Origin of the sequence: Brucella grignonensis (genome assembly GCF_002252505.1) — a bacterium.
Classification (GTDB): domain Bacteria; phylum Pseudomonadota; class Alphaproteobacteria; order Rhizobiales; family Rhizobiaceae; genus Brucella; species Brucella grignonensis.
The window spans coordinates 168400-194671 of the sequence record NZ_NNRL01000163.1; the positions used below are offsets into that span (position 1 = coordinate 168400).

Sequence of the window (26272 nt, forward strand, 5' to 3'; positions counted from 1 at the left end):
TAGGCCGCTGCCAGATTTGTAATTGAGTTGATGGCGGTCGATGGCAAAGCCGGGCCTGACTTGGAGTTGCACCTGGCTTGGAGTTGCGTGTGGAGCAGGATATGAATGACAGAACCTGTATCGTCACACGCGAAAGCGGTTCTGCTGATGACCTGATCCGCTTTGTGGCAGGTCCCGATGGCTCGGTTGTGCCGGACCTCAAGCGAAACCTGCCGGGCAGGGGCTGTTGGGTCAAGGCAGAAAGACGTCTGGTCGATGAGGCCGTCAAGCGCAAGCTTTTTGCGCGGGCGCTGAAAGAAGGCGTAACGCCACAGGCGGATCTTGGCGCGCTGGTTGACCAGCTGCTGACGAAATCCGCGCTCGGCAGTCTGGCCCTGGCACGCAAGGCGGGCGCTGTGGTGTCTGGATCGACCAAGGTGGACCAGGCGATCCGCTCGGGTGCTGCGGCACTTGTGCTGCATGCTCAGGAAGCGGCCTCCGATGGGGTTCGCAAGCTTGATCAGGCCCGCCGTGTGGTTGTGCATATGGATGGCCCCGAAATCCCGGCCTTCTCTCTTTTCAAAGGAGAAGAAATGGATTTGGCATTTGGGGGTGGAAATGTGATACATGCAGCCGTGCTCGACGGAAAGGCATCCGTCGGAGTGGTGCAAAGGGTGCTTTTATTGCATCGCTATCGTGGTGAAAGCCACTAGCGCAGTTTCTGGAAAGTGGGAACCGGTTTCCCGTTTGAAGCTGCGTCAACAAACTGTTGCGGAAAGGCGGTTGCCGGTTTCCGATCACGACAGTGAAGAAATAGGGTTTAAGGCGCGTGATCCTCAGGGTTGCATGAGCGCTTTATGAAATTGAAACGGCAGTCCGACACTGCTGTGGTATAAATTAGTAGAGCGGTTCTCTTAATCCCGAGAAGACGGGATCCGCTCTGGAGCATGAAACGGAACTCGGTTTGGTTGCCGGGCTGGATCATGCACTGAAGTGGATGACTGGAGCATTATTCAAAATGATCTGATCTGATTGGATACTGCTCGAGTAAAGCGGCTGAAGCTGCGAAGGAAACGGAAACGTAATGAGCGATAAAACAAACGACGACAAGACGCTGAGCGTCAACTCCAAGAAGACGCTGACCATCAAGCGGCCAGGCGTTGAGCAGAGCACCGTGCGCCAGAATTTCAGCCACGGCCGCACGAAGGCTGTCGTCGTTGAAACGAAGAAGCGCAAGTTCTCGCGGCCTGATGAGAAGCCTGAAGTGGAAGCAGCGGCACCAAAGCCTGTAGCTGCACCTGCTCCGGCAGCTCCCGCAGCCGCAGCTCCACAAGCACCGGCAGCAACGCCTGCGCCTGTAGCAACACCAGCGCCAGCCGCTCCGGTGGCTGCGGCTCCACAGGCACCTGCACCAGCAGCGACGCCCGCACCACAACAGCCCAAGGCTCCTGCGGCAGCGGCTCCGGCTGCTCCCGTGACAACGCCGTCGGTTACAACGCCTAGGCCGCATGTTGCCCAGCAGCAGCCGCGTAACCAGCAGCGCTCCGGCCAGCAGCAGCGTCCACGCCAGTCTGATCGCTCCGGCATGGTGTTGAATACGCTGTCACGTTCCGAAATGGATGCACGTCGCCGCGCGCTTGAAGAAGCGCAGGTTCGCGATGCTGCTGATCGCGTTCGCGCTGCTGAAGAAGCCAAGCGCCGCGCTGAAGAAGATGCACGCCGTGCCAAGGAACGTGAAGAATCCGCTCGCCGTCAGGCAGAGGAAGAAGCACGCCTGAAGTCGGAAGCAGAAGCCAAGGCGCGTGCCGAAGCGGAAGCAAACAAGCGTATGCCGCAGTCGGAAGGCCGTTCGGAACAGCGTGGCGATTCCCGCCCTGCACCGCAGGGTGGTCGTCCGCAGCATTCGGGTCGTCCTCCACAGGGTGGTCGTCCGCAGCAGAATGCGCGTCCGGCAGCCCCTGCGATTGCCGATGTTATTCCAACGGCCAACAAGCCGCTTCCACAGAGCCAGCTGCGCAAGCCGGGTGGAGCTGCCGGTGACGACGATGATCGTCGTGGCGGTGGCCTGAGTGCCGCGCGTCGCGGTGCACCGGCAAAGCCGGAAGTTCGTGCGCCAAAGGTCACCAAGACCGAAGATGATCGTCGTCGTGGCAAGCTGACAATCTCGAGCAATCTGGAAGATGAAGGTCGTTCGCGGTCGCTGTCGGCAATGCGTCGCCGTCAGGAAAAGTTCAAGCGTTCGCAGATGCAGGAAACCCGCGAGAAGATTTCTCGTGAAGTGACCGTGCCTGAAACTATCACGCTTCAGGAACTTGCACAGCGCATGACCGAACGTTCGGTCGATATCATCAAGTACCTGATGAAGCAGGGCCAGATGATGAAGCCGGGCGATGTGATTGATGCCGATATGGCGCAGCTGATTGCTGAAGAGTTCGGCCATACGGTCAAGCGCGTTGCAGAATCCGACGTTGAAGAAGGCATCTTTGACGTGGTGGACGATCAGGCCGCACTCGTGTCGCGTCCTCCTGTCGTTACCATCATGGGTCACGTTGACCACGGCAAGACCTCGCTTCTCGATGCGATCCGTCAGGCCAATGTGGTATCGGGTGAAGCTGGTGGCATCACACAGCATATCGGTGCTTATCAGGTCGAACAGAACGGCCATAAGATTACCTTCATCGATACGCCGGGCCATGCTGCCTTTACCGCAATGCGTGCCCGCGGTGCGCAGGCAACCGACATCGCCATTCTGGTGGTCGCAGCCGACGACAGCGTCATGCCGCAGACGATTGAATCGATCAATCATGCCAAGGCCGCGGGCGTTCCGATCATTGTTGCAATCAACAAGATCGACAAGCCGGAAGCCGATGCGCAGAAGGTTCGCACACAACTGCTCCAGCACGATGTTTTCGTCGAAACCATGGGCGGTGAAGTGCTCGATGTCGAAGTTTCGGCCAAGAAGAAACTGAACCTCGACAAGCTGCTTGAAGCCGTTCTGTTGCAGGCTGAAATTCTTGACCTCAAGGCTGATCCGACACGTACGGCTGAAGGCGTTGTCATCGAAGCTCAGCTTGATCGTGGCCGTGGTTCGGTCGCAACCGTTCTGGTTCAGAAGGGTACATTGCGTCCAGGCGATATCATTGCTGCCGGTAATGAATGGGGCCGTGTGCGCGCTCTGGTCAACGACCATGGCGAACATGTGAAAGAAGCCGGTCCTGCAATGCCGGTCGAAGTCCTCGGTCTGCAGGGCACGCCACAGGCTGGTGATCGTTTTGCAGTCGTTGCCAATGAAGCCAAGGCTCGTGAAATTGCCGAATATCGTCAGCGTCTTGCCCGCGATAAGGCTGTTGCGCGCCAGACTGGTCAGCGTGGCTCGCTCGAGCAGATGATGAGCCAGCTTCAGGTGACCGGCACGAAGGAATTCCCGCTTGTCATCAAGGGTGACGTGCAGGGTTCGGTCGAAGCGATCATTACGGCTCTCGAAAAGCTCGGCACCGACGAAGTGCGTGCGCGTATCGTTCATTCGGGCGCAGGCGGCATCACGGAAAGCGACGTATCTCTGGCTGAAGCCTCCAATGCAGCGATCATCGGCTTCAACGTTCGTGCCAACAAGCAGGCACGCGATGCAGCCGATCAGCAGGGTACTGAAATCCGCTACTACAACATCATTTACGATCTGATCGAAGATGTTAAGGCGGCGATGTCGGGTCTCCTGTCGCCAGAACGCCGCGAAACATTCATTGGTAATGCTGAGATTCTCGAAGTCTTCAACATCACCAAGGTCGGTAAGGTTGCCGGTTGCCGCGTCGTTGACGGCAAGGTCGAACGTGGTGCAGGCGTACGCCTCATCCGTGACAACGTGGTTATCCACGAAGGCAAGCTCAAGACACTCAAGCGCTTCAAGGACGAAGTGTCGGAAGTGCCGATGGGTCAGGAGTGCGGTATGGCGTTCGAAAACTACGACGACATCCGTGCAGGCGATACGATCGAAGCGTTCCGCGTCGAACACATTACGCGTACGCTGTAACAGCTTAAATACCGGGCCGTCCTCGATTGGACGGTCCGGCTTTTCATTGCCCGGTTCCGAGGGTCTGACTCCCATCGCAATTGTGGTAAATTGAACCTATCAATTTGTAGTCATTTCATCGGTCAGCCCTTGGGGTTGAATGCCGGTTAGAGCACATCCCGAAAAGTGGGAACCGGTTTTCGGAACAAGATGTGCGTTAAAACAAAAAGATAGAGCATTTCTTTTGATTCAATCAAAATGGAAATGCTCTAGTCACTGCTTATCGAGGATAAAATTATGGCACGTTCACCGGACCCGAAAGGCTCGGGCGGTCTTTCCCAGCGCCAACTTCGTGTTGGCGAGCAGGTACGCCACGCATTGGCGCAAGTCCTTCAGCGCGGCGAAATCCGCGATGATCTGATCGAGCGCACCGTTATTTCCGTGTCGGAAGTGCGCATGTCGCCCGATCTGAAAATCGCGACCTGTTTCATCACGCCACTTGGCAACACGGATGCACAGGCGGTTATCAAGGCACTGGCGGCAAATGCGAAGTTCATTCGTGGTCGCATTGCGCCTAGCCTTAGCCAGATGAAATATATGCCGGAATTCCGTTTCCGGGCCGATACCAGCTTTGACAATTTTTCCAAGATTGATGCGCTTCTCCGTTCGCCGGAAGTGGCGCGCGATCTTGGACGTGATGATGATGAAGAAGACGGTGAAGCCGATAACGCTTCCCGCAATGGAGACGCATAAAGCATGGCAAGACGGGGCAAGAAAAAAGGTCGTCCGGTTTCTGGCTGGGTCATTTTTGACAAGCCAAAAGGTATGGGTTCGACTGAAGCAGTCTCGAAGATCAAGTGGCTTTTCAATGCTGAAAAGGCCGGACATGCTGGCACACTTGATCCGCTTGCTTCCGGCATGTTGCCAATAGCACTGGGCGAAGCCACCAAGACCGTGCCTTATGTCATGGATGGCACCAAGGTCTATCGTTTCACGGTAACCTGGGGTGAAGAACGCTCAACGGACGATCTGGAAGGTGTTGCCACCAAGAACTCCGACAAGCGCCCGTCGCAAGCAGATGTCGAAGCTCTGCTGCCAAACTATACAGGCCTCATCTCGCAAATCCCGCCGCAGTTCTCCGCCATCAAGATTGCAGGCGAGCGCGCCTATGATCTGGCTCGTGAAGGCGAGACGGTGGAAATTCCGGCCCGTGAAGTCGAAATCGACCGTCTGGAGATCGTTGAATTTCCGGATGAAAACCGCACCGAATTTGAAGTCGAATGCTCCAAGGGTACTTATGTTCGCTCGCTTGCGCGCGATATGGGCCGCGATCTTGGCTGCTATGGCCATATTTCGGACCTGCGCCGCATTGAAGTGGCACCCTTCACCGATGAGGATATGGTAACGCTGGCAGAGCTTGAAGAAGCATGGCCGCCGTTGCCGCCGAAGAAGGAAGAGGGTGAAGCTGAGACTGACGCCGCGGTTGTCGAACAGCCGGCACCGCGCCGCGATTTCTCGGCAATTGATGCTCTGGTGATCGATACGGGTGCAGCGCTTGATTGCCTGCCGCAGATTGCCTTGTCCGACGATCAGGCACAACGCGTACGTCTTGGTAATCCTGTGATCATTCGTGGCCGTGATGCTCCGCTTGAAGCGGACGAGGCTTGCGTCACGTCACATGGCAAGTTGCTTGCAATCGGTTATATTGAGCATGGTCAGTTCAAGCCAAAGCGTGTGTTCACCGGGGGCTAAATTAACTGCAATAATGCCAGTGTTGAATTGACGCTGGTATTATTGCCGCTTTTGCACTATATGCCCCATCAGCGATCGCACAAAATATGTGTCTGATCGTGTAAATGGCCCGCGCTGGACGACATCCCGGCCTGGGCGTCTCTTTTTCCTCTCATCAAGAAAGGGTGTACGATGTCGATTACTGCTGAACGCAAGCAAGCACTTATCAAGGAATACGCCACCAAGGAAGGCGATACCGGTTCTCCTGAAGTACAGGTTGCCGTTCTTTCCGAGCGTATTGCTAACCTTACGGATCATTTCAAGGGCCACAAGAATGACAATCATTCGCGTCGCGGCCTTCTGAAGCTGGTTTCACAGCGTCGTCGTCTTCTTGACTATGTCAAGGGCATCGATGAAGCGCGTTACCAGGCGCTGATCGGCCGTCTTGGCCTGCGCCGCTAACGGTAAAATCGGGCGACGTCTCAAAACGTCGCCCGTTTGATTTATTTGGCATTTTGTCGTGCGGATAGCCGCTGAAAGAGCAAGATGCGACTGCACAGGGCGAATGCCCATCTGGCATGAGACGGCGCACCGGGTGCATACCGTCATGCCAATCAAAGTATTTCCAGCAAAAGTGCCAAGCAGTTTTGCGTCGGATAATGCTAGAAAATAAATAGTGAGACGCGGTTCCGACGCTTCAATCTTAACTGGAACCGCTCTAAGAGCCGCAAGGCTTATGACCTGGACCAGTCATGGGGCAGGATTGCAGGCAGTTCGTACCAGTGAATGTTCTGATACGTTTAACGAACTTCCCGTTGTCTTGCCCGTGGCCCGTCCGCCAACCGAGGGGATGCCTTCAGGCGCTTTTGCGCGGCATCTCCACATGAGGACAAGACATGTTCAATACCCATAAAGTTGAAATCGAATGGGGCGGTCGTCCGCTCATTCTGGAAACCGGCAAGATCGCACGTCAGGCTGACGGTGCAGTTCTCGCAACCTATGGCGAAACCGTCGTTCTGGCGACTGTTGTTTCTGCCAAGGAACCAAAGCCGGGTCAGGATTTCTTCCCGCTGACCGTCAACTATCAGGAAAAGACCTACGCAGCTGGTAAGATCCCAGGCGGTTTCTTCAAGCGTGAAGGTCGTCCAAGCGAAAACGAAACGCTGGTTTCGCGCCTGATCGATCGTCCGATCCGCCCGCTTTTCGTTGATGGCTACAAGAACGACACGCAGGTTGTTCTGACCGTCATTCAGCATGACCTTGAAAACAATCCCGATGTTCTGTCGATGGTTGCAGCTTCTGCAGCATTGACCATTTCCGGCGTCCCTTTCATGGGGCCGATCGGCGGCGCACGCGTTGGTTACATCAACGACGAATATGTGCTGAACCCGAATATCGACGAAATGCCGGAATCCAAGCTCGATCTGGTTGTTGCCGGTACGGCTGATGCGGTTCTGATGGTTGAATCGGAAGCTCAGGAACTTTCCGAAGAAGTCATGCTCGGCGCCGTTGTTTTCGGTCAGAAGGCCTTCCAGCCAGTTATCGACGCGATCATCAAGCTCGCTGAAGTCGCTGCCAAGGAGCCACGCGATTTCCAGCCGGAAGATCTGTCGGATCTCGAAGCCAAGATGCTCGCCGTTGTCGAAAGCGACCTGCGCGACGCTTACAAGATCACCGAAAAGCAGGCTCGTTATGTTGCAGTTGACGCTGCAAAGGCCAAGGCGAAGGCTCACTTCTTCCCTGAAGGCGTTGAAGAGCCAGAATTCTCGGCTGAAAAATTTGCGACCGTTTTCAAGCACCTGCAGGCGAAGATTGTTCGCTGGAACATTCTCGACACCGGCAACCGTATCGATGGCCGCGACTTGTCGACCGTTCGCGCAATCGTTTCGGAAGTTGGTCTTCTGCCGCGCACCCACGGTTCGGCGCTGTTCACCCGCGGTGAAACGCAGGCAATCGTTGTTGCCACGCTCGGCACCGGCGAAGACGAACAGATGATCGATTCTCTGACCGGTACGTACAAAGAATCCTTCATGCTGCACTACAACTTCCCGCCATATTCGGTCGGTGAAACCGGTCGTATGGGTTCGCCAGGCCGTCGTGAAGTTGGTCATGGTAAGCTTGCATGGCGTGCGATCCACCCAATGCTGCCAGCAGCTGAACAGTTCCCTTACACGATCCGTACCGTTTCCGAGATCACGGAATCCAATGGTTCGTCGTCGATGGCAACCGTTTGCGGCACATCGCTGGCGCTGATGGATGCGGGCGTTCCAATCACCCGTCCGGTGGCTGGTATTGCTATGGGCCTCATCAAGGAAGGCGAGCGTTTCGCAGTTCTTTCCGATATTCTCGGTGATGAAGACCACCTTGGCGATATGGATTTCAAGGTAGCTGGCACCGAAAGCGGCATCACTGCTCTTCAGATGGACATCAAGATCGACGGTATCACCGAAGAGATCATGAAGGTTGCTCTGGAACAGGCCAAGGGCGGTCGCGTTCACATCCTCGGCGAAATGAGCAAGGCTCTGTCGTCGTCGCGTGAAGAACTCGGCGAATTTGCTCCACGCATCGAAGTCATGAACATTCCTACCGACAAGATCCGTGATGTTATCGGTTCGGGCGGTAAAGTTATTCGTGAAATCGTCGAAAAGACAGGCGCGAAGATCAACATCGAAGACGATGGTACGGTCAAGATCGCTTCGTCGAACGGCAAGGAAATCGAAGCCGCCAAGAAGTGGATTCACTCGATTGTTGCTGAGCCGGAAGTTGGCGAAATCTACGAAGGTACGGTTGTTAAGACCGCTGACTTCGGCGCATTCGTAAACTTCTTCGGTCCACGCGATGGTCTGGTTCACATCTCGCAGCTGGCTTCCGACCGCGTTGCCAAGACCACTGATGTGGTCAAGGAAGGCCAGAAGGTCTGGGTCAAGCTCATGGGCTTTGACGAGCGTGGCAAGGTTCGCCTGTCGATGAAGGTTGTCGATCAGGAAACCGGCAAGGAAATCGTTGCTGAAAAGAAGGCAGAAGCAGACGCTGAGTAAGCGTTCTACGCCGCAATAATTTAAAAAAAGCGCGCCTCAAAGCTATTTTGGGGCGCGCTTTTTTGTTGCACGTGAATCAATTCAGGACCATGGATGAGCCATGATGACACCAGCACAAGAAACACTTTTTCTCCCCTTCTATCAGGACATTCTGGATATGCCTGAAGAAGGACAGTCATTTCTGGCCTGCGGCTTGTCTGCGGATCGGCATCTTGAAGATGAATGGAAGCAGGCGCTGACTTTTTTACAGCCATGGCGTCCTGACTGGCTGGCACTCAACAAGGAAGGCTTCAAAGCAATTCCCAGATTGGTGCCAGAATTAGACGAGGAGAAGCGTTTCTCCGGCGGGCTACTTCTGCTCGGAAAACATCGCGGACGCAATGAGGCATGGTTTGCGGAGCTTCTGATGCGTGTTGAGCCGGGTGGCTGGATCGTCGTATGTGGTGACAAGAAGCTCGGCGTCGATAGTTTCCGCAAATGGGTCGGCAATATCGCTGAAATCAGCGATCGCCTGTCCAAGAATCATGCGGTGGCCTTCTGGCTGCAACGTCCGGCTGATCTGACAATTGATTTCATCAATGCATTGAAGCCGCTTGCGACCGATATTGACGATGTGTTCCGCACAGAACCCGGCATGTTCTCGCACGGCGCGATCGACAAAGGCTCGGCACTATTGGTGCCGCATATGGAAAAGATCGTTTTCGGCCAAGTCGCCGATCTTGGCGCGGGCTGGGGCTATCTCGCAGCACAAAGCCTGAAATATGCCGACCGTCTCAAGGGAATCGATCTTTTCGAGGCTGATTACGAGGCTCTGGAGGCCGCACGCGGCAATCTGGAGCGCCTTGGCGTTTCCGTACCGATTTCGTTCAACTGGTTCGATGTGACCAGTGAGAAACTGACCGGCATTTATGATACCGTCATCATGAACCCGCCGTTTCACGAGGGACGCGCCACCGATGTCTCGCTTGGTCAGACCTTCATCGCTGCTGCCGCTTCAAGGCTGAAAACTGGCGGACGTCTGCTAATGGTCGCTAATCGGCAATTGCCTTATGAGGCGACATTGAAGGGGCTCTTCAAGAATGTGACGGTTCTCGAAGAAGCGAATGGCTTCAAAATATTCGGTGCCAAAAAGTAAAGCATTTCCAGCAAAAAGTGCGAAGCGGTTTTGCGTGGGATAATGCGAAAAAACAAATAGTTACAGCGGCTCCAACGATTCAGTCCTAACTGGAACCGCTGTAACTGAAATAAAAAGGCCGCCTCAAGGGCGGCCTTTTTCAAGATGGCTTGGCTTTATTCGCCGCGTTCGGCGTCGGAGCTTTTCAGCTCTTCAAGCGTCGGCATCGAAACGATGTTGTAGCCGGAATCCACGTAATGGATTTCGCCGGTTACACCGCTCGAAAGATCGGACAGCAGATAGACAGCCGATTTGCCGACATCATCGATATCGACAGTGCGACGAAGCGGCGAGTTGCGGCGCTGATAGCTGAAGATTGCGCGTGCATCGCCAATACCGGCACCGGCCAGCGTGCGCACCGGACCAGCCGAGATCGCATTGACGCGAATGCCCTGCGGACCGTAATCGGCAGCCAGATAACGAACCATGGCTTCAAGAGCGGCTTTCGCAACACCCATGACATTGTAGTTCGGGATCGTGCGCGTGGAGCCGCCATAGGTCAGCGTCAGGATCGAGCCGCCGTCCTTCATGAGCTTTTCTGCGCGCTGTGCCATTTCCGTGAAGGAGTAGGCGGAAATCACCATGGTGCGGCTGAAATTTTCGCGCGTGGTGACGTCTGCGTAGCGACCCTTCAGTTCGGTCTTGTCGGAGAAGCCGATGGCGTGAACGATAAAATCGAGCTTTCCCCATTTCTTCTCGATTTCAGCGAAAACGGCATCAACTGAAGCGATATCTTCAACATCGCAAGGCAACACCAAATCCGATCCGACCTGTTCGGCCAGTGGCTTTACGCGTTTACCGAGTGCATCGCCCTGATAGGTGAATGCGAGTTCGGCGCCTTGTGCTGCGAGTTGTTTAGAAATTCCCCATGCGAGTGAGTGGTTATTCGCGACCCCCATAATGAGGCCGCGTTTACCTTGCATCAGACCTTCCATATTGTCCCTCTCCGTCAGCCCTGATAACGCTGGAACACCAGCGTGGCATTGGTGCCGCCAAATCCGAAGGAGTTGGAGAGCACGGTATTGAGCTGAGCATTGTCGATGCGCTTGCGAACGATAGGCATGTCCGCGAAGGCAGGATCCAGTTCTTCGATATGAGCGCTTTCGCAGATGAAGTTATTCTGCATCATCAAAAGCGAGTAAATTGCTTCCTGCACCCCGGTAGCACCCAGCGAATGGCCGGTCAGCGATTTGGTTGCCGCAATTGGCGGACAGGCGTCGCCTGAGCCAAAGACCTGACGTATAGCTTCGATTTCCGGAGCGTCACCAGCAGGCGTCGAGGTTGCGTGTGGATTGATGTAGTCGATCTTCGACGTAACCGTCGAAAGCGCCATCTTCATGCAGCGAACAGCACCTTCGCCAGACGGAGCGACCATGTCATAGCCGTCGGAGGTTGCGCCGTAGCCGACGATTTCGCCGTAAATCTTCGCACCGCGTGCGAGTGCTGTTTCAAGATCTTCAAGCACCAGAACGCCCGCACCACCGGCAATAACAAAACCGTCGCGGTTTTTGTCATAGGCGCGCGACGCAGTAGACGGCGTGTCGTTATATTTGGACGACATGGCACCCATGGCGTCGAACAACACCGAAAGTGTCCAGTCGAGGTCTTCACAGCCGCCCGCAAACATGCGGTCCTGCTTGCCATACTGGATCATCTCGAATGCATTGCCGATACAATGGTTCGAAGTCGCACAAGCCGACGAGATCGAGTAGTTGATGCCCTTGATCTTGAAGAAAGTCGCAAGCGTGGCGGAAGCTGTCGAGCTCATGGCTTTTGGTACGGCAAATGGGCCAACGCGCTTTGGACCTTTTTCACGGGTGATGTCGGCACTATCGACAATCGTGCGTGTCGAAGGACCACCGGAACCCATGATAATGCCAGTACGATCATTGGAGACCTGCTCCTCCGAAAGGCCTGCATCGGCAATCGCCTGATCCATGGCAACGTGATTCCAAGCCGTACCACGGCCATGGAAGCGCATTGCGCGACGGTCTACGAGTGCTTCAACGTCGATTTTCGGCGCGCCGTGCACCTGGCAACGGAATCCGAGTTCGGCATATTCTTCAGCACGGGAAATGCCGGATTTGGCCTCACGCAGAGAGGTTGTAACCTCCTCAGTGTTGTTTCCAATTGAGGATACAATCCCCATACCCGTTACGACCACACGCCGCATCGCGTTCTCCTTTACACCTGTTCCGTGTGATCAACCCGTAAAGGCTGACCCTTGTTCCCGGTTACATAGGTGCGATCTTCGCATGTTTTGAGCGCGGCTGCATGAAAACTCGATATTTTCTGCAGTCGCGCCCGTGAATGATGATGAATTTAAGCGCTATCACCGTCTTTTGACAGGCCAACACGCAGGTCGCTTGCCTTGTAGATGGTTTCGCCATCAGCTTTCAGCCAGCCATCGGCTGTGCCAAGAACAAGACGGCCACGCATGACGCGCTTGAAGTCGATGCCGTATTGCAGAAGCTTGGTATGCGGGCGAACCATGCCCTTGAACTTCACTTCACCGGTCGAAAGCGCCATACCGCGACCCGGCTCGCCGAGCCAGCCGAGGAAGAAGCCTGTCAGCTGCCACATGCCGTCGAGGCCAAGGCAGCCCGGCATGATTGGATTGCCCTGAAAATGGCATGGGAAATACCAGTCGTCGGGGCTGACATCGTATTCGGCGCGGATATAGCCCTTGTCGAACTCTCCGCCGGTTTCGGAAATTTCGGTGATGCGGTGCACCATCAGCATTGGCGGCAGGGGGAGCTGTGCATTGCCGGGACCGAACAACTCGCCACGCGCGCAGCTGAGGAGCTCTTCATACCCGTAGCTCGATTTCTGTTCTGCCATTACGCCTCCCTTGAGGGTTATTCTTGTGATGGCTCCTGTGTTTCAGGAACGATCGAGTTTCATCAATTTCGGAACACCTCTAACATAGAGTGTTTCCGTCAGTAAAATAGTGTGCGTGGTTTTCCAAAAAAAGCCGGGATTACCATGCCTATTGATACTTAATTCGCAACGGCATATATCAATGTCAGTATGCAATGGGCAACAGCCCGTTTAATCTTTGACGAAATTGCTACAAGCTTGTGACGGATCCAAGGGTGAATATGCAGAATTATCATGCCAGCCACTCGATGGTTTCAATGGAAGAACGGCTTCGCGGGGCGGGTTTGCGCCCGACGCGTCAACGTGTTTCGCTTGCCAGCCTGATCTATGCGCAAGGCGATCGCCACCTTTCTGCTGAAGACCTTCATGAAGAAGCGGTCCTCGCGAATGTGCCGGTATCGCTTGCGACCGTCTATAATACGCTGCACCAGTTTACCGAAGCCGGCATGCTGCGCATCATCGCGGTTGAAGGTTCGAAAACCTATTTCGATACCAATATATCGGATCACCAGCATTTCTTCCTCGAAGGTGAGAATGTCGTTTTCGATATTCCGCATGGTGAACGCGGTCAGCCAACAGTTTCCAATATGCCTGAAGCACCGGAAGACATGGAAATCGTCAATGTGGACATTATCGTCCGCCTTCGTCGCAAGACGCGTTAAGCTCTTCGATACTGGTTTTTAGAAAGCGGCTTTTAGGGCCGCTTTTTTGTTGCGCATCGCGAGCTAAAGTGATTCACCCAAGACATTCTTTTTAACTGGCGCATTTAACGCGGACCTCCCAACCAAGTATAAATGTGTCGAAAACGATGTGACTGGAGACGCCCATGCGCAAGTTGATCATTGCCGCCACCGCTTTCGCCCTTTTCTCGACGGCAAGCGCTTTTGCCGAGAAAATTCGCGTTGGCGTTACCCCGGGGCCGCACGCGCAGATCATGGAAAAGGTCAAGGAAGTTGCCGCTGCCAAGGGTGTCGAAATCGATATTCAGGAGTTTTCTGATTATGTGATTCCCAACATGGCTCTGGCAGACGGTGCGCTTGAGGCAAATTCCTTCCAGCATCAGCCTTATCTCGATAATCAGGTGGCAGATCGCGGCTTTCCGATCGAGACGGTAGCGCCGACGGTCAACTTCCCGATGGGCATGTATTCCAAGAAGCTCAAGAACATTTCAGAACTGGCCGATGGTGCTACCATCGCCATTCCAAACGATCCGACCAATGGCGGGCGGGCGCTTCTGGTGCTTGCCGATAACGGCCTCATCAAGCTGGATGCTGCCAAGGGCCTGAAGGTTACGTCCATTGATGTGACGGAAAATCCGAAGAACCTGAAGTTCGTGGAACTTGATGCTGCACAGTTGCCACGTTCGCTTGAAGATGTGGATGCTGCAGTCATCAACACCAACTATGCTTTGGAAGCGGGACTTAACCCGGCAGGTGATGCGCTTATCCGCGAAGGCGAAAAGGCTCCTTATGTGAATGTGCTGGTCGTCCGCACGGCTGACAAGGATGCTGAATGGGTGAAGACGCTGATCAGCACCTATCATAGCCCGGAAGTGAAGCAGTTTATCGCTGAAACCTTCAAAGGATCGGTTATTCCGGCCTGGTAATCGCCGAGCCAACCTGAAATGCAGGAGCGGGGCGAGCAATCGCCCCACTTTATTATTAGGCCTTTAGCTGCATTTCTATATTGGTGAACGGAAGACCGTTATCGTCTTTCGCGCGACGGCTGATTTCCTGAAAACCGAGCTGCTTGTAGAAGCGACAGGCCCTTTCATTGTCAGCGTAAACTTCGAGTGAAAGTTTGCCCTTCATTGCCAGCGAGTGGTCAATCAATCTGCGCCCTATGCCAAGGCCCTGAGCGGCTGGATCGACAAACAAGCCGCCGATGAAACTGTCCAGAAGGCCGATAAACCCGACAGGTTTGTTATCTACAACGGCAACCCAGGTCTCTGCCTTTTCGAGATAGACGTCTTCGATCAGCTTTTGCTGATCGCGAAGCAGGTCCACTCCCAGAAAAGCATGCGCTTCAAGCGAAGCGCGATACCAGATTGAAGATAAGGTTTCGTTGTCCGCAGCCTCATAGGCGCGGATCATGACCGATGTGTTTTTCATGATTATTCCAGAGTTTTGATATGCACAAATATCCCACCGCAAGGGGTAGGGTTCAAATCCGTTAAAACGGCAGCGATGAACTTCTGCGCATAAAACTCCTTCATAGTTTGTTTGAGAGGAGTAACGTCACTATCACTCACTCGTCAAGCATAGATGTTTGCGTCTATGGATCAGTCGAAAACTTCATCCGGATAGACGCCCCAGAGGTCGGATTGTTTGATCCAGCCGCGGGTGCCCTGCATGTCCATTCGGCACCACTGGCCATTACATTGGCGGACGGTGCCGATCACATTGGGTTCGATTTCCGCCGCAAGCCCCGAAGTGTCGGTTGGCTCGCGATGCATGGTGATCATCGAACCTTCGTTATTCTTGAGCCATGGCGCAGTGATCGCTGTGCGCTTACCCGATAGCAGTGACTGATAAACCCAGCCTTCGGTGCCATCGGCATCGCGGATGCGGCGCCAGTTGTCATATTCTTGAATGATTTCGACAGGCAGGCCCGATTTCATAAACAGCCATGACACGGCATAATCTCTACCGGGTCCGACACGTAAATTTACGCGCGCGGGTTTAAGGCTGACAAAGCGGGGCACAGGCAGGCCGCTTGCACCCAGCGTCGTTCCTGCTGTCGCCTGAGCCATTGCGGCATGTTGATGCGATGCGCCAAGTGGTGCAATGACCAGCAGCATTGCGATGCTGCCAAGCGCTGCCAGAAAAAAGCGTTGCGAAAGTACTCGGGACAATTCTGACCTCTCGCCGTCCTGTCATATCGAGCAGTTTCAAGGCATGGGGGAGGGGCCGACTGAAACTGCAAAAACGAATAATTGCGCGGTTTTCCCGCTTTTGATTGAAAAACAGTTGCAGGCGTTTTGGCTTTTGCAGGTCTGTGAGGACTGCTGAGGCCGCTCTGTTGCTGTTTTTACGATTCTGTTTTTCTTTGTCTTTGCCGCGCCGCCTTGCTAGAGATGTGCAGCCGAAGCAATATCTCATATTGCACCTTCTTGGTTAAGGAGGTCTCAACATAGGATGTTGGTTAGAGGATTTTCGGGAATTGCGAATCCTGTTTCGCGTCCGAAAATGCTTGAAAGCGACTTTTAGAGCTTTGCTCAAAAAATGGGGTGGAGATGTCGAACAAGAAGAAACCACTGGTGGTTCTTACCCGAAAACTGCCTGACCCGGTTGAAACCCGAATGCGGGAATTGTTCGACGCACGTTTAAATATAGACGACCATCGCATGTCACAGCCTGAAATCATCGCCGCGATGAAAGAGGCGGATGTTCTCGTGCCCTGTATAACCGACGTGATCGATGCCGCTGCGATTGAACAGGCGGGGCCGAATCTCAAACTGATCGCCAATTTTGGCAATGGTGTCGACAATATCGATGTAGCGGCTGCTGCAAAGCGCGGTATCACCGTTACCAACACGCCTAATGTGCTGACCGAAGATACAGCCGACATGACGCTGGCGCTGTTGCTGATGGTGCCTCGCAGGCTCGTAGAGGGCGCAAATGTGCTCAATGAGCGCGACGGCGAATGGCCGGGCTGGTCCCCGACATGGATGCTCGGGCGCCGCATCTGGGGCAAGCGCCTCGGTATTGTCGGTATGGGCCGCATTGGCACTGCGGTCGCACGCCGTGCCAAGGCCTTCGGCCTTTCCATCCATTATCACAACCGCAAGCGTGTCAGCGCTCAGGTCGAGGAAGAGCTGGAAGCGACCTATTGGGACAGTCTCGACCAGATGCTGGCGCGGATGGACATCATTTCGGTCAATTGCCCATCGACACCGGCAACATTTCACCTGCTTTCAGCCCGCAGAATAGCGCTCATGCAGCCGACAGCCTATCTGGTCAACACGGCGCGTGGTCAGATTATCGATGAAAATGCGCTGGTCGAGCTGATTGAGCAGGGCAAAATTGCGGGCGCAGGTCTCGACGTGTTCGAGCATGAACCGGCGGTCAATCCGCAGCTTCTTTCGCTGGCTGAAAAGGGCAAGGTCGTCTTGCTGCCGCATATGGGGTCGGCCACGATTGAAGGCCGTGTTGATATGGGTGACAAGGTGATCATCAATATCCGGGCTTTTGTCGATGGCCATCGCCCACCGGACCGTGTCCTGCCTAATCGCGTTTGAAGCTATTTGCTGGCCGTAATCGAACCATCAGGATTGTCACCAGCAATGAATTTCAGCACTGCGCGCGCGTAGAGACGCGGATTTTCCGCCGGAACGCCATGCCCGGAATCGGGCAAGATAATCAGCCGTGCATCAGGAATTTGATCTGCAATGAATTCGGTATGCTCACGCGTGATCGCAGTATCGCGATCACCGATTACAATGGCGGTTCGCACGGTTATCTTCGACAAATCCTCTGCCGTATAGTTCGGCTCATTCGCCCATAGAGCATGGATTTCCTTATCGATGCTTTCATAGTGGCGTAATTCAGGAAGCGGTTTTCCTTCGGCGCGGGCCAGAACATAGCCGGTCGAGCCCTCCGGTGTGACATTGGCGGCTTGCGCAAACAGGCTTTTGAGCCGTTCGGGATAGCGCATGGCAATATCGATGCCGATAATGCCGCCATCGCTCCAGCCGACCAGATCAACCTTGCCGATGTTGAGATAATCCAGCAGCGCTACATAATCGTCAGCCATCAGCTCATAGCTGAGCGGATCGGTCGTGCGTGTCGAGCGTCCTTGCCCACGGCTATCCGCAACAATTACCGTATGATCACGCGCCAGAATCGGTAGTTGTGCATCCCAGACATGCTGATCGGATAGGCCGCCATGGATGAGCAGGATTGGCGAGCCCTTTCCCACGACACGGTAATACATCTCAATGCCATTGACGCTGGCAAAACTGGCTGGAGAAGCGGTGATGGTCATGCGTGCGGCCCTCTCAAACGAAACGGCGGACGGGAAGAAGGCGACAAACCCGAAGAGCAGTGTTGAGAATCCCACTGTGGAAATCCAGAGCGCCGATCGTGGGAGTGTCGTTTTTCCCGTCATGAAAGATACCCGGTCATCAGGGCCTTCTGATCAGCGTTGGCAGATCGTAGAGATAGGCAATGCGCCTGATTGCGTCCTTGAGTGGCTCCAGGGTCACGGTCATGGTGTGGCCGCTGGCGTGGATCAGCATGTCAGGCGATGCACAGATCGCGACGTGGCCTTTCCAGAACACCAGATCTCCGCGCTTGAGATTGGAATAGTCAGCATCCGGTTCGACGATTTCGCCGAGCGTGTTTTGCTGCATGTCCGAATCGCGCAAGACCTTGCGGCCCGAAACCCACATGGAAAGCTGCACGATACCGGAGCAATCGATACCGAAACCCGATGTTCCACCCCAGAGATAAGGCGTATGCAACAGGGTTTCAGCAACTGCAACATAGTCTGCCGCATGCTGGTCAAGTGGCGCAAGATGGCCTGCAATCAGGGCTTCGCCATTCTCAAGCAGTGCATATTGCGTGCCGCGTGTCTCAGCGGAACCGACGATGCGCACACGCGAGCCAAGCGAAAGTGCCTTGCTATGCGGAAAACGAAGATCAGAGCCTGGATAGATGAATGTGCGCGGCACGATCACCATGTGGGTGGCATCCGCGGTTGGCTTTTCGAGCGACGTGGAAGAGACGTAACCGGTATAACCGTCGCGCTCGGCCTGCACCCAAGACCAGCCGTCCTGCTCTTCGAAAACGCGAACCATGTCGCCGAAAATGATTTGGGTTTGTGGTCCGCTGTCCGGTCGTGGTTCAGAACGAAGATCGACCACGGAAGCAGAGACCTGCATCAGAGTATCAGTAGTGAAGCGGCTCGCTTCCACCTTGCCGCTCAACCGCTCATCGGCGAGATCGGGGCGGTAGGCGTTCAAGCGACGGTCGAGCATGCTCACAATGGTAACTCCCTGGCCTTGGCGATCACCAGATCGCCTAATCTTTCGACATAAAGTGCACCAGTAACTGTTCTCTTTACTAGCACATTCCGACGATCTTTTTCATCACGATGCCGGGATACAAGATCGAGCGTTCCCATCGTATCGAGAGCGCGTGTAATCACCGGCTTGGTGACATTCAGTTTGGCTGCAAGTCCTCGCACCGTATGTGGTGGGGGCTCCAGATAAATGGTCAAAAGAATCGCGATCTGCCGCGTGGTCAAGTCGGGCATCTCGTCCCGCACCTGCTCCAGCGACAAAGTTCTCAGCAATGTCAGTGCCTGCAAAGGTTTCAGTTCAACGGGCATGTTCTACCGAATGCCGGGTAATTGTTTCGGACCCGTATCATTCAACGCCGTTTTCACTTTGCAGGCAAGCGATTTCATTTCGCGGGATATTGCTCTTTGAGCAGCTTATAGAGCGCGCGGATTGCCTGTGCTTCGCCACCAATCGGAGAGGCAGGCTTTTCCACCGGCACCCAGCCGTAGATGTCGAAATGTGCCCAGCTTTTCGTCTTCTCGACAAATCGGCTCAGGAACAGTGCAGCCGTCACAGAACCTGCAAAGCCATCGGTGGTGACATTGTTGATGTCTGCCACGCGCGACGAAAGTTTCTGCGCATAAGGCTGCCAGAGCGGCATACGCCAGAGCGGATCGGCTGTTTCATCAGCTTTCTCTGCAATGCTTGCTGCAAGCGCATCGTCATGGGTGTAGAACGGTGGCAGATCCGGGCCGAGCGCCACACGCGCCGCACCTGTCAGTGTTGCCATGTCGATAATAAGTTCCGGCTCTTCCTCGTCGGCGAGTGCCAGCGCATCGGCCAGAACCAGACGGCCTTCTGCATCGGTATTGCCGATTTCAACGGTTAGCCCCTTGCGGCTTTGCAGCACATCGCTTGGGCGGAAAGCATTGCCTGCAATCGAATTCTCGACGGCGGGAATGAGCACGCGCAGCCGTACGGCAAGTTTCGCGTCCATGATGATGGATGCAAGACCCAACACATTGGCGGCCCCACCCATATCTTTCTTCATAAGCAACATGCCGCTCGCGGGTTTGATGTCGAGACCGCCGGTATCAAAACACACGCCCTTGCCGACGAGCGTGATCTTTGGATCGCTGTCTTTGCCCCATGTGAGATCAATCAGGCGCGGCGCGATGCTGCCCGCACGACCGACCGCATGGATCATCGGGAAATTCTGTTTCAGCAGCGCGTCACCCTCAATGGTGCTGACCTTTGCACCATTCCTGGCTGCCAGATCGCATGCCGCCTGTTCCAGCGCATCCGGCCCCATATCATTGGTCGGCGTGTTGATGAGATCCCGTGCAAGGGTTACAGCATCCGCAATGCGCTGTGTTTCAGCGGCATCCACACCTTGGGGAACTGCCAGACGGATTGTCTTGCCATTGCCCTTGCGGTAACGCGTGAAACTGTAACCGCCCATGAGAAATGCAAGCGCTGTCAGTTCGGCATGATCGAGATTGCCTTCAATATACCAGTCACCTTCTGGCAGGCTGCGGGCAAGCTTACCGGCCAAAAGCTGCGACTGGCCACCTTGTTCATCGTCGCCTGTACCAAACAGAGCGCCAGCAATTGATCCAGCCTCGCCCGGCAGTACAAGAACGCGTCCGGCTTCGCCGTTGAAATCATTCGCTCTGGCCCAGGCCTGACCATCGGGTGTCAGCCCTGCCTGATCGACCTTATTCTTTCCGATGAACCAGATGGGGCGGCTGTCTGCTGATTTGGTGGTAACGATCTCAACGGTCATGACATTCCTCGGCAGTGAAAACTTGTAGCTATGTCAATAAACAAATAGCCACCCGGCGTGAACCGACTGGCTATTCAATTCTGCATGAAGGGGAAACATTCGAGCGCATCCCTCGGTTACAAATGTTGGACAAATGTCAGAATCAAAATGACCACTAGTAACCTTATGAATCTCGTGGATTTTTCAAATTTGACGTTTGAAACAGCATTTATGTCAATTGGGATTCAAACGTCAAATTCAATCCACTAGAGCATTTCCAGCAAAAGTGCGAAGCGGCTTTGCGTCGGATAATGCGAAAAAACAAAGAGATAGAGCATTTCCAATGATTCAAGAAAAACAGGAAATGCTCTAATTCCGTTCAACGAACTGAATCTGTGCCGCTGTATTGTAATCGAAAGCGGAAGCGGGCTTTCCGGCGAAAAGCGCCATGCCACTGATGACGGCGATAATGGCAAGCGCACCGATGAGCGTGCATTCGATCATCGCTGCACCCGATCTGTTCTTGAAAAAGCGCGTCATCAAAGCCGGCATGTTACTTACCCTGAGCTGAAGTCTCGTTAGAGCGTCGTGCGCCCAAGGGGGCGCACAAAGGCCGCTCTAACAATTTAAACATGCTGCATAGTTCTACCGTAAATCGATTCCGATTTAAGGAACTATGCAGTAGGGTTCCTTTTAATGCTCGCCAATTGTGATGAGTTTAAGAAACAAGGAAAATAAAGCGTTAATATGACTCCAACTTGGCTTGGGTGCGACTTCGGTCTGGTTTGGGTTAACGGATGGCAAATACAGTTTCTCCAGCCTATATGAAGTTTTCCGAACTATTTGCTGGGAAGATAATCAATGCCGGAATTGCCAGAGGTCGAGACGGTCCGCCGCGGATTGCAGCCCTTCATGGAAGGCGCAAATGTCGAGCGGGTCGAGCAGAACAGGTCAGATCTGCGGTTTCCTTTCCCCGATCAGTTTGTCGAGCGCGTTTCAGGTCATCGTATTGAGGCGCTGGGTCGCCGCGCGAAATATCTGACCATGCATCTTGATGACGGGCTGTCGATCATCAGCCATCTTGGCATGTCAGGTTCATTTCGCATCGAAGCGGATGATGCTGACGGAATGCCGGGCGGCTTCCACCACGAGCGATCCAAAATCGCCAAGCATGATCATGTCGTCTTTCATATGTTGCGCCCTGACGGCGCAAAGGCGCGCATCATCTATAATGATCCGCGGCGTTTTGGTTTCATGCTCTTTGCCGAGAAAGGTGGGCTTGATGATCATCCCTTGCTCAAAGGGCTTGGTGTTGAGCCGACAGGCAACCGGCTTTCAGGAGAGTTGCTTGGCACGCTCTTTGAAGGACGCAGGACGTCATTAAAGGCAGCACTGCTTGATCAGCGGCTGATTGCGGGGTTGGGCAATATTTATGTCTGCGAGGCCTTGTGGCGTTCGCAACTCTCGCCCATGCGTGCCGCAGGTTCCATTGCGAAAGACAAGGAGACGCTTGATCGTCTCGCCGGGGATATCCGTACCGTGATTGCAGAGGCCATCGCCGCAGGTGGGTCGAGCTTGAAAGACTATATTCAGGCTGATGGTGCGCTTGGCTATTTTCAGCACTCGTTCTCCGTCTATGGGCGCGAGGCGCAGCCTTGTCGTGCTCCAGGCTGCACGGGCGTGGTTGAGCGTGTGGTGCAGGCGGGCCGATCGACCTTTTTCTGCGCATCATGCCAAAGTTGATATTGAATTGATATTTGGCTGATCTTGCCAAACAGAAACTCGCAGTACAACTTGTCCAGCAATTTCTGGTCTGGCGAAGGAGGAGAATTATTCCATGGCCTATGAAACGATCATTGTGGAGACGCGTGGTGGCGTTGGTCTTGTTCGTCTTAATCGACCGCAGGCGCTCAATGCGCTGAACAGTACGGTTCTTAGGGAGCTGACCGAAGCCCTGGCTGCTTTCGACACCGATGGCAAAATCGGAGCGATCGTGCTCACCGGTTCGGAAAGGGCCTTTGCGGCCGGCGCCGATATCAAGGAGATGCAGCCGATCAACTTCGTTGATGCCTATTTGCAGGACATGTTCGCAGACTGGCGCAAGGTGGATCGCATCCGTAAGCCGATCATTGCTGCAGTGTCGGGCTATGCGCTGGGTGGCGGTTGCGAACTCGCCATGATGTGCGATTTCATTATCGCAGCCACCAATGCCAAATTTGGCCAGCCGGAAATCACGCTGGGGGTTATGCCGGGTATGGGTGGCTCGCAGCGACTTACGCGTTATGTCGGTAAATCCAAAGCCATGGACATGTGTCTGACGGGCCGCATGATGGATGCGGAAGAAGCCGAGCGTTGTGGTCTTGTCTCGCGTCTGGTTGCCCCTGAGGATCTGATTGAGGAGGCTCTAAAAGCTGCCGAGCGCATTGCCTCCTTCTCGCAACCTTCTGTGCAGATGGTGAAGGAATCGGTCAATCGTTCCTATGAGACGACACTTGATGAAGGTCTGCGTTTTGAACGCCGTCTGTTTCATTCACTTTTTGCCACAGAAGACCAGAAAGAAGGCATGTCCGCTTTCATCGATAAGCGCACGCCAGCTTTCAAGAATCGCTGATGCGGACGAGGATGAGAAAGGGTAATTGAAGCGATATAGCTGCTACAATAGCCCAAGTTTCAGCCAGAAGGCCGCATATCCGGCCTTTTGGCATAGTTGCAGATCAGAATCCTCGTTGACGCGAAGACAAAGCTGATCTATAAGCCCGCCACGGATCGGCGGCCCTAGGCACTATGGCTGCCCTAGAGGTTTTGTGCCCGACGGTTATACCCAGTGGGCTGCTGACAGAAAAAGAGAGGCATTTATGGCCAATACTCCTTCGGCCAAGAAGGCAGTGCGCAAGATCGCTGCCCGCACCGAAATCAACAAGTCGCGTCGTTCGCGCGTTCGTACCTTCCTCCGCAAGGTTGAAGATGCGCTCTTGAGCGGCGACAAGGAAGCAGCATCGGTTGCATTCAAGGCTGCTGAGCCTGAACTGATGCGCGCTGCTTCAAAGGGCGTCGTTCACAAGAATACCGCTGCTCGTAAGGTTTCGCGCCTTGCTGCACGCGTTAAGGCTCTGAACGCCTGATATAACCTAAATTTAAAACTAGGTTTTAGAAACCCGGCTCATCGTTAGCCGGGTTTTCTTTTTTGGAACTTTTTTAAAGAACGGCACGTTGTAAAAGAAGAACGTGTTTTTTTGAGATGCTTTATAATTTCATGATAATTTTCAAGCTCTCGGAAAAATGAATGCGGAGAATTCTCCTTTAGTTTCAAAAACTTGCAAATCTTTATCCACAGTTATCCACAGGCCTTGTGACGGACTCGGAAGGCCGCCTGAGTCAAGCCATTTTTTTAAAATTTATTTTGTCGGAGAACATATCGTGGTCACCTAAAAAATGGGTTCGGGAAACGCATTGAATCCAAAGGTGTTATTTCTTTGACGCCCGATTCTCTGGTCCACTGCATCGGTCATGCAAGCCTTAATTGAAGAAAAAACTGCAGATCTGAGGCTTGCTCTTTGCCGCGAGGCTTCGTTAAAGTCAGGGCATCAGAGGGGTAGGGCTACGGCCCGGAGTTAGCATCATATTGAGTCTTCAATTGACGTGGGCAGCCTTGTCCGCGGGTGCTGAGGTCTGGTCTAAGGCCCTGTTCCTATTAAGTTTGTTTCGCGTGGCTATTGCTTACCATTCATTAACCGGAATGCTGTTTTAGGCGCATCTTCGTTAATTGAATGGTTGTCGCAAGACCCGTTCCGGGCAATCAGCCTTGAGCAAGAATTGTGTGAGTCGTAACGCGTAGCCGGAAAGGAGTATCCGGGCACCGATCCACGGCAGCTGTTTAAAGCGTGGACTGTTTGAGTTTGTGTTTGGCCCTCTGCGTGAGAGGTCAGTGTGAAGTGAGTACCCGCAAGGCGACTGGATCATAAGATCCGGCGGACCTGATGCAGGAAATAACGACAAGTGCCGCAAAATGGCGCGTAAGAATGTGAAGGCAGGCGAGACGATGGCAATGATGACTGGTAAGTCGGCGGCAACGATGGATGATGATGCGCATGCGAACCGTAACCATGGATCTTCTGCTACTGGAAAAGAAAACAGCCTCATGGTGAGCGCTGGTAATATCGTCGGTGATGACGTTTTTGAACGCCTGACTGCAAAGCTGAAAGCGCGCGTCGGCAGCGAGATTTATTCAAGCTGGTTCGGCCGTCTGAAGCTCGATGATCTGTCCAAAAGCGTGGTTCGCCTGTCGGTTCCGACAGCTTTTCTGCGCTCGTGGATCAACAATCATTATTCTGAACTGCTGACTGAGCTCTGGCAGGAAGAACACCCTCAGATTCTCAAGGTAGAAGTGGTTGTGCGCGGAGTGAGCCGTGTTGTTCGCACCGCAGCACCTGCTGAAACCAACGAAGTCGTGGACACCAAGTCGCCTGCTGCCATGCGCGAAAAGGTCGTTTTCCCGGTTGGTCAGCCAAGCGCTGAAAAGCGCGGTTCGGCTGTCGTGGCAGAATCGGCTTCCGGTTCTGTTCTCGGCTCGCCACTCGATCCGCGTTACACATTTGATTCTTTCATTGATGGTGCATCCAATCGTGTGGCTCTTGCTGCCGCCCGCACCATTGCAGAAGCAGGCTCAAGTGCCGTGCGCTTCAACCCACTTTTCATCCACGCATCTGTCGGTCTTGGTAAGACTCACCTTTTGCAGGCGATTGCTGCGGCTGCTCTGCAGCGTCAGGAAAAGGCCCGCGTCGTTTATCTGACTGCGGAATATTTCATGTGGCGTTTTGCGACCGCGATTCGCGACAACAATGCACTCTCGTTCAAGGAACAGCTGCGCGACATCGATCTGCTCGTCATTGACGACATGCAGTTCCTGCAGGGCAAGTCGATCCAGCACGAGTTCTGTCATCTTCTCAATACGCTGCTCGATAGCGCCAAGCAGGTTGTTGTTGCAGCAGATCGCCCACCGTCGGAGCTGGAATCACTTGATGTACGCGTTCGTTCGCGTCTCCAGGGTGGCGTTGCTCTCGAAGTTGCAGCACCTGACTATGAAATGCGCGTCGAAATGCTGCGCCGCCGCCTCATGACTGCACAGCTCGAGGATTCAAGCCTCGACATTGACGAGGAAATCCTCGCCCATGTTGCCCGTACCGTCACCGGATCGGGTCGCGAACTGGAAGGCGCTTTCAACCAGCTTCTGTTCCGCCAGTCGTTTGAGCCAAATCTTTCCATCGACCGTGTTGACGAACTTCTCGGTCATCTGACCCGCGTTGGCGAGCCAAAGCGCATCCGCATTGAAGAAATTCAGCGCATTGTGGCCCGTCATTACAACGTGTCGAAGCAGGATCTGCTTTCGAACCGTCGCACACGCACCATTGTGAAACCGCGTCAGGTCGCTATGTATCTGGCCAAGATGCTGACCCCGCGCTCGCTTCCGGAAATCGGCCGTCGTTTTGGCGGACGCGATCACACCACTGTGCTTCATGCTGTGCGCAAGATTGAAGATCTGGTCGGTGCCGATGGCAAGCTTGCGCAGGAACTTGAGCTGCTGAAGCGTCTCATCAACGATCAGGCTGCCTGATCTGTAGAAATTCGTTAAAAAGCCTGCGCCGTGTCGTTTTGCGATGCGGCGTGGGCTTGCTTTTCAGCTCAAATATCTGCCACT

Annotated in this window: 24 protein-coding genes; 14 read left to right on the forward strand and 10 right to left on the reverse strand. The window is 54.2% G+C overall.

Features of this window, described 5'->3' with window-relative positions:
* Positions 1 to 101 precede the first annotated feature (101 nt).
* The 7 genes from CEV33_RS14640 (at position 102) to CEV33_RS14670 (ending at position 9889) form a co-directional block, all read left to right on the forward strand.
* Positions 102 to 692: an RNA-binding protein gene (locus CEV33_RS14640; protein WP_036567503.1), complete on the forward strand. Its 591-nt coding sequence runs from the start codon at positions 102 to 104 to the stop codon at positions 690 to 692.
* A 371-nt stretch (positions 693 to 1063) separates the two neighbouring features.
* Positions 1064 to 4006 carry a translation initiation factor IF-2 gene (gene infB, locus CEV33_RS14645; protein WP_094541173.1) on the forward strand — a complete coding sequence of 981 codons (2943 nt, stop codon included), beginning with the start codon at positions 1064 to 1066 and terminating at the stop codon, positions 4004 to 4006.
* A 276-nt stretch (positions 4007 to 4282) separates the two neighbouring features.
* On the forward strand, positions 4283 to 4738 hold the full coding sequence (rbfA, locus tag CEV33_RS14650; protein WP_094541174.1) for a 30S ribosome-binding factor RbfA: 456 nt from the start codon (positions 4283 to 4285) through the stop codon (positions 4736 to 4738).
* A 3-nt stretch (positions 4739 to 4741) separates the two neighbouring features.
* Positions 4742 to 5737, forward strand: a complete 996-nt coding sequence (gene truB / locus CEV33_RS14655) for a tRNA pseudouridine(55) synthase TruB (RefSeq protein ID WP_094541175.1) — start codon at positions 4742 to 4744, stop codon at positions 5735 to 5737.
* A 171-nt stretch (positions 5738 to 5908) separates the two neighbouring features.
* The gene (gene rpsO, locus CEV33_RS14660; RefSeq protein WP_094541176.1) at positions 5909 to 6178 is read left to right on the forward strand and encodes a 30S ribosomal protein S15; all 270 of its coding nucleotides are present in this window, start codon (positions 5909 to 5911) and stop codon (positions 6176 to 6178) included.
* A 434-nt stretch (positions 6179 to 6612) separates the two neighbouring features.
* Entirely contained in the window at positions 6613 to 8754 is a 2142-nt protein-coding gene (pnp, locus tag CEV33_RS14665) for a polyribonucleotide nucleotidyltransferase (protein ID WP_094541177.1), read from the forward strand.
* 100 nt (positions 8755 to 8854) lie between these two features.
* Positions 8855 to 9889, forward strand: a complete 1035-nt coding sequence (locus CEV33_RS14670) for a class I SAM-dependent methyltransferase (protein WP_094541178.1) — start codon at positions 8855 to 8857, stop codon at positions 9887 to 9889.
* 155 nt (positions 9890 to 10044) lie between these two features.
* On the opposite strand, the gene fabI is transcribed toward CEV33_RS14670, so the two are convergent.
* The 3 genes from fabI to fabA all read right to left on the reverse strand — a co-directional run bounded on the left by fabI (position 10045) and on the right by fabA (position 12769).
* Entirely contained in the window at positions 10045 to 10863 is an 819-nt protein-coding gene (gene fabI / locus CEV33_RS14675) for an enoyl-ACP reductase FabI (RefSeq protein ID WP_094541179.1), read from the reverse strand.
* A 14-nt stretch (positions 10864 to 10877) separates the two neighbouring features.
* Entirely contained in the window at positions 10878 to 12101 is a 1224-nt protein-coding gene (gene fabB, locus CEV33_RS14680) for a beta-ketoacyl-ACP synthase I (protein ID WP_094541180.1), read from the reverse strand.
* 149 nt (positions 12102 to 12250) lie between these two features.
* Positions 12251 to 12769, reverse strand: a complete 519-nt coding sequence (gene fabA, locus CEV33_RS14685; RefSeq protein WP_024898331.1) for a 3-hydroxyacyl-[acyl-carrier-protein] dehydratase FabA — start codon at positions 12767 to 12769, stop codon at positions 12251 to 12253.
* 260 nt (positions 12770 to 13029) lie between these two features.
* On the opposite strand from fabA, the gene irrA reads away from it, so the two are divergent.
* A complete protein-coding gene (irrA, locus tag CEV33_RS14690; RefSeq protein WP_094541181.1) occupies positions 13030 to 13470 on the forward strand; it encodes an iron response transcriptional regulator IrrA in 441 nt (146 codons plus the stop codon).
* Positions 13471 to 13634: 164 nt separating this feature from the next.
* Complete coding sequence (locus CEV33_RS14695) at positions 13635 to 14414, forward strand: MetQ/NlpA family ABC transporter substrate-binding protein (RefSeq protein WP_094541182.1); 780 nt, start codon at positions 13635 to 13637, stop codon at positions 14412 to 14414.
* Between the two features lie 55 nt (positions 14415 to 14469).
* On the opposite strand, the gene CEV33_RS14700 is transcribed toward CEV33_RS14695, so the two are convergent.
* Positions 14470 to 14919, reverse strand: a complete 450-nt coding sequence (locus CEV33_RS14700) for a GNAT family N-acetyltransferase (RefSeq protein WP_094541183.1) — start codon at positions 14917 to 14919, stop codon at positions 14470 to 14472.
* Positions 14920 to 15089: 170 nt separating this feature from the next.
* Complete coding sequence (locus tag CEV33_RS14705) at positions 15090 to 15662, reverse strand: SH3 domain-containing protein (protein WP_235818429.1); 573 nt, start codon at positions 15660 to 15662, stop codon at positions 15090 to 15092.
* 381 nt (positions 15663 to 16043) lie between these two features.
* Here CEV33_RS14705 and CEV33_RS14710 point away from each other — a divergent pair, with 381 nt between their 5' ends.
* Complete coding sequence (locus tag CEV33_RS14710; RefSeq protein ID WP_024898326.1) at positions 16044 to 17048, forward strand: 2-hydroxyacid dehydrogenase; 1005 nt, start codon at positions 16044 to 16046, stop codon at positions 17046 to 17048.
* Positions 17049 to 17050: 2 nt separating this feature from the next.
* On the opposite strand, the gene CEV33_RS14715 is transcribed toward CEV33_RS14710, so the two are convergent.
* The 5 genes from CEV33_RS14715 to CEV33_RS14735 all read right to left on the reverse strand — a co-directional run bounded on the left by CEV33_RS14715 (position 17051) and on the right by CEV33_RS14735 (position 21129).
* The gene (locus CEV33_RS14715; protein ID WP_094541184.1) at positions 17051 to 17917 is read right to left on the reverse strand and encodes an alpha/beta fold hydrolase; all 867 of its coding nucleotides are present in this window, start codon (positions 17915 to 17917) and stop codon (positions 17051 to 17053) included.
* 16 nt (positions 17918 to 17933) lie between these two features.
* Complete coding sequence (locus CEV33_RS14720) at positions 17934 to 18788, reverse strand: C40 family peptidase (protein ID WP_208620213.1); 855 nt, start codon at positions 18786 to 18788, stop codon at positions 17934 to 17936.
* Between the two features lie 2 nt (positions 18789 to 18790).
* Entirely contained in the window at positions 18791 to 19141 is a 351-nt protein-coding gene (locus CEV33_RS14725; protein WP_094541186.1) for a MarR family transcriptional regulator, read from the reverse strand.
* A gap of 74 nt (positions 19142 to 19215) precedes the next feature.
* Positions 19216 to 20598 (reverse strand): leucyl aminopeptidase family protein, encoded by a 1383-nt coding sequence (locus CEV33_RS14730; protein WP_094541187.1) that lies wholly within the window; start codon positions 20596 to 20598, stop codon positions 19216 to 19218.
* Positions 20599 to 20946: 348 nt separating this feature from the next.
* The gene (locus tag CEV33_RS14735) at positions 20947 to 21129 is read right to left on the reverse strand and encodes a Flp family type IVb pilin (RefSeq protein WP_094541188.1); all 183 of its coding nucleotides are present in this window, start codon (positions 21127 to 21129) and stop codon (positions 20947 to 20949) included.
* A 309-nt stretch (positions 21130 to 21438) separates the two neighbouring features.
* On the opposite strand from CEV33_RS14735, the gene mutM reads away from it, so the two are divergent.
* The 4 genes from mutM to dnaA all read left to right on the forward strand — a co-directional run bounded on the left by mutM (position 21439) and on the right by dnaA (position 26188).
* Positions 21439 to 22320 carry a bifunctional DNA-formamidopyrimidine glycosylase/DNA-(apurinic or apyrimidinic site) lyase gene (gene mutM, locus CEV33_RS14740; protein ID WP_094541189.1) on the forward strand — a complete coding sequence of 294 codons (882 nt, stop codon included), beginning with the start codon at positions 21439 to 21441 and terminating at the stop codon, positions 22318 to 22320.
* A 94-nt stretch (positions 22321 to 22414) separates the two neighbouring features.
* Positions 22415 to 23188, forward strand: a complete 774-nt coding sequence (locus tag CEV33_RS14745) for an enoyl-CoA hydratase (RefSeq protein ID WP_094541190.1) — start codon at positions 22415 to 22417, stop codon at positions 23186 to 23188.
* A gap of 244 nt (positions 23189 to 23432) precedes the next feature.
* Positions 23433 to 23699: a 30S ribosomal protein S20 gene (rpsT, locus tag CEV33_RS14750; protein WP_007872888.1), complete on the forward strand. Its 267-nt coding sequence runs from the start codon at positions 23433 to 23435 to the stop codon at positions 23697 to 23699.
* 923 nt (positions 23700 to 24622) lie between these two features.
* The gene (dnaA, locus tag CEV33_RS14755; RefSeq protein ID WP_094541732.1) at positions 24623 to 26188 is read left to right on the forward strand and encodes a chromosomal replication initiator protein DnaA; all 1566 of its coding nucleotides are present in this window, start codon (positions 24623 to 24625) and stop codon (positions 26186 to 26188) included.
* Positions 26189 to 26272: the final 84 nt, after the last annotated feature.

Coding starts and splice junctions, on each gene's coding strand:
- rpsO (WP_094541176.1), top strand. CDS start 5,909: ATGTCGATTACTGCTGAACGCAAGCAAGCACTTATCAAGGAATACGCC.
- fabB (WP_094541180.1), bottom strand. CDS start 12,101: ATGCGGCGTGTGGTCGTAACGGGTATGGGGATTGTATCCTCAATTGGA.
- CEV33_RS14640 (WP_036567503.1), top strand. CDS start 102: ATGAATGACAGAACCTGTATCGTCACACGCGAAAGCGGTTCTGCTGAT.
- CEV33_RS14745 (WP_094541190.1), top strand. CDS start 22,415: ATGGCCTATGAAACGATCATTGTGGAGACGCGTGGTGGCGTTGGTCTT.
- truB (WP_094541175.1), top strand. CDS start 4,742: ATGGCAAGACGGGGCAAGAAAAAAGGTCGTCCGGTTTCTGGCTGGGTC.
- infB (WP_094541173.1), top strand. CDS start 1,064: ATGAGCGATAAAACAAACGACGACAAGACGCTGAGCGTCAACTCCAAG.
- CEV33_RS14730 (WP_094541187.1), bottom strand. CDS start 20,598: ATGACCGTTGAGATCGTTACCACCAAATCAGCAGACAGCCGCCCCATC.
- mutM (WP_094541189.1), top strand. CDS start 21,439: ATGCCGGAATTGCCAGAGGTCGAGACGGTCCGCCGCGGATTGCAGCCC.
- rpsT (WP_007872888.1), top strand. CDS start 23,433: ATGGCCAATACTCCTTCGGCCAAGAAGGCAGTGCGCAAGATCGCTGCC.
- CEV33_RS14700 (WP_094541183.1), bottom strand. CDS start 14,919: ATGAAAAACACATCGGTCATGATCCGCGCCTATGAGGCTGCGGACAAC.
- CEV33_RS14720 (WP_208620213.1), bottom strand. CDS start 18,788: ATGCTCGACCGTCGCTTGAACGCCTACCGCCCCGATCTCGCCGATGAG.
- CEV33_RS14725 (WP_094541186.1), bottom strand. CDS start 19,141: ATGCCCGTTGAACTGAAACCTTTGCAGGCACTGACATTGCTGAGAACT.
- CEV33_RS14670 (WP_094541178.1), top strand. CDS start 8,855: ATGATGACACCAGCACAAGAAACACTTTTTCTCCCCTTCTATCAGGAC.
- CEV33_RS14735 (WP_094541188.1), bottom strand. CDS start 21,129: ATGCCGGCTTTGATGACGCGCTTTTTCAAGAACAGATCGGGTGCAGCG.
- fabI (WP_094541179.1), bottom strand. CDS start 10,863: ATGGAAGGTCTGATGCAAGGTAAACGCGGCCTCATTATGGGGGTCGCG.
- irrA (WP_094541181.1), top strand. CDS start 13,030: ATGCAGAATTATCATGCCAGCCACTCGATGGTTTCAATGGAAGAACGG.
- pnp (WP_094541177.1), top strand. CDS start 6,613: ATGTTCAATACCCATAAAGTTGAAATCGAATGGGGCGGTCGTCCGCTC.
- dnaA (WP_094541732.1), top strand. CDS start 24,623: ATGATGACTGGTAAGTCGGCGGCAACGATGGATGATGATGCGCATGCG.
- CEV33_RS14695 (WP_094541182.1), top strand. CDS start 13,635: ATGCGCAAGTTGATCATTGCCGCCACCGCTTTCGCCCTTTTCTCGACG.
- CEV33_RS14715 (WP_094541184.1), bottom strand. CDS start 17,917: ATGACGGGAAAAACGACACTCCCACGATCGGCGCTCTGGATTTCCACA.
- rbfA (WP_094541174.1), top strand. CDS start 4,283: ATGGCACGTTCACCGGACCCGAAAGGCTCGGGCGGTCTTTCCCAGCGC.
- CEV33_RS14710 (WP_024898326.1), top strand. CDS start 16,044: ATGTCGAACAAGAAGAAACCACTGGTGGTTCTTACCCGAAAACTGCCT.
- fabA (WP_024898331.1), bottom strand. CDS start 12,769: ATGGCAGAACAGAAATCGAGCTACGGGTATGAAGAGCTCCTCAGCTGC.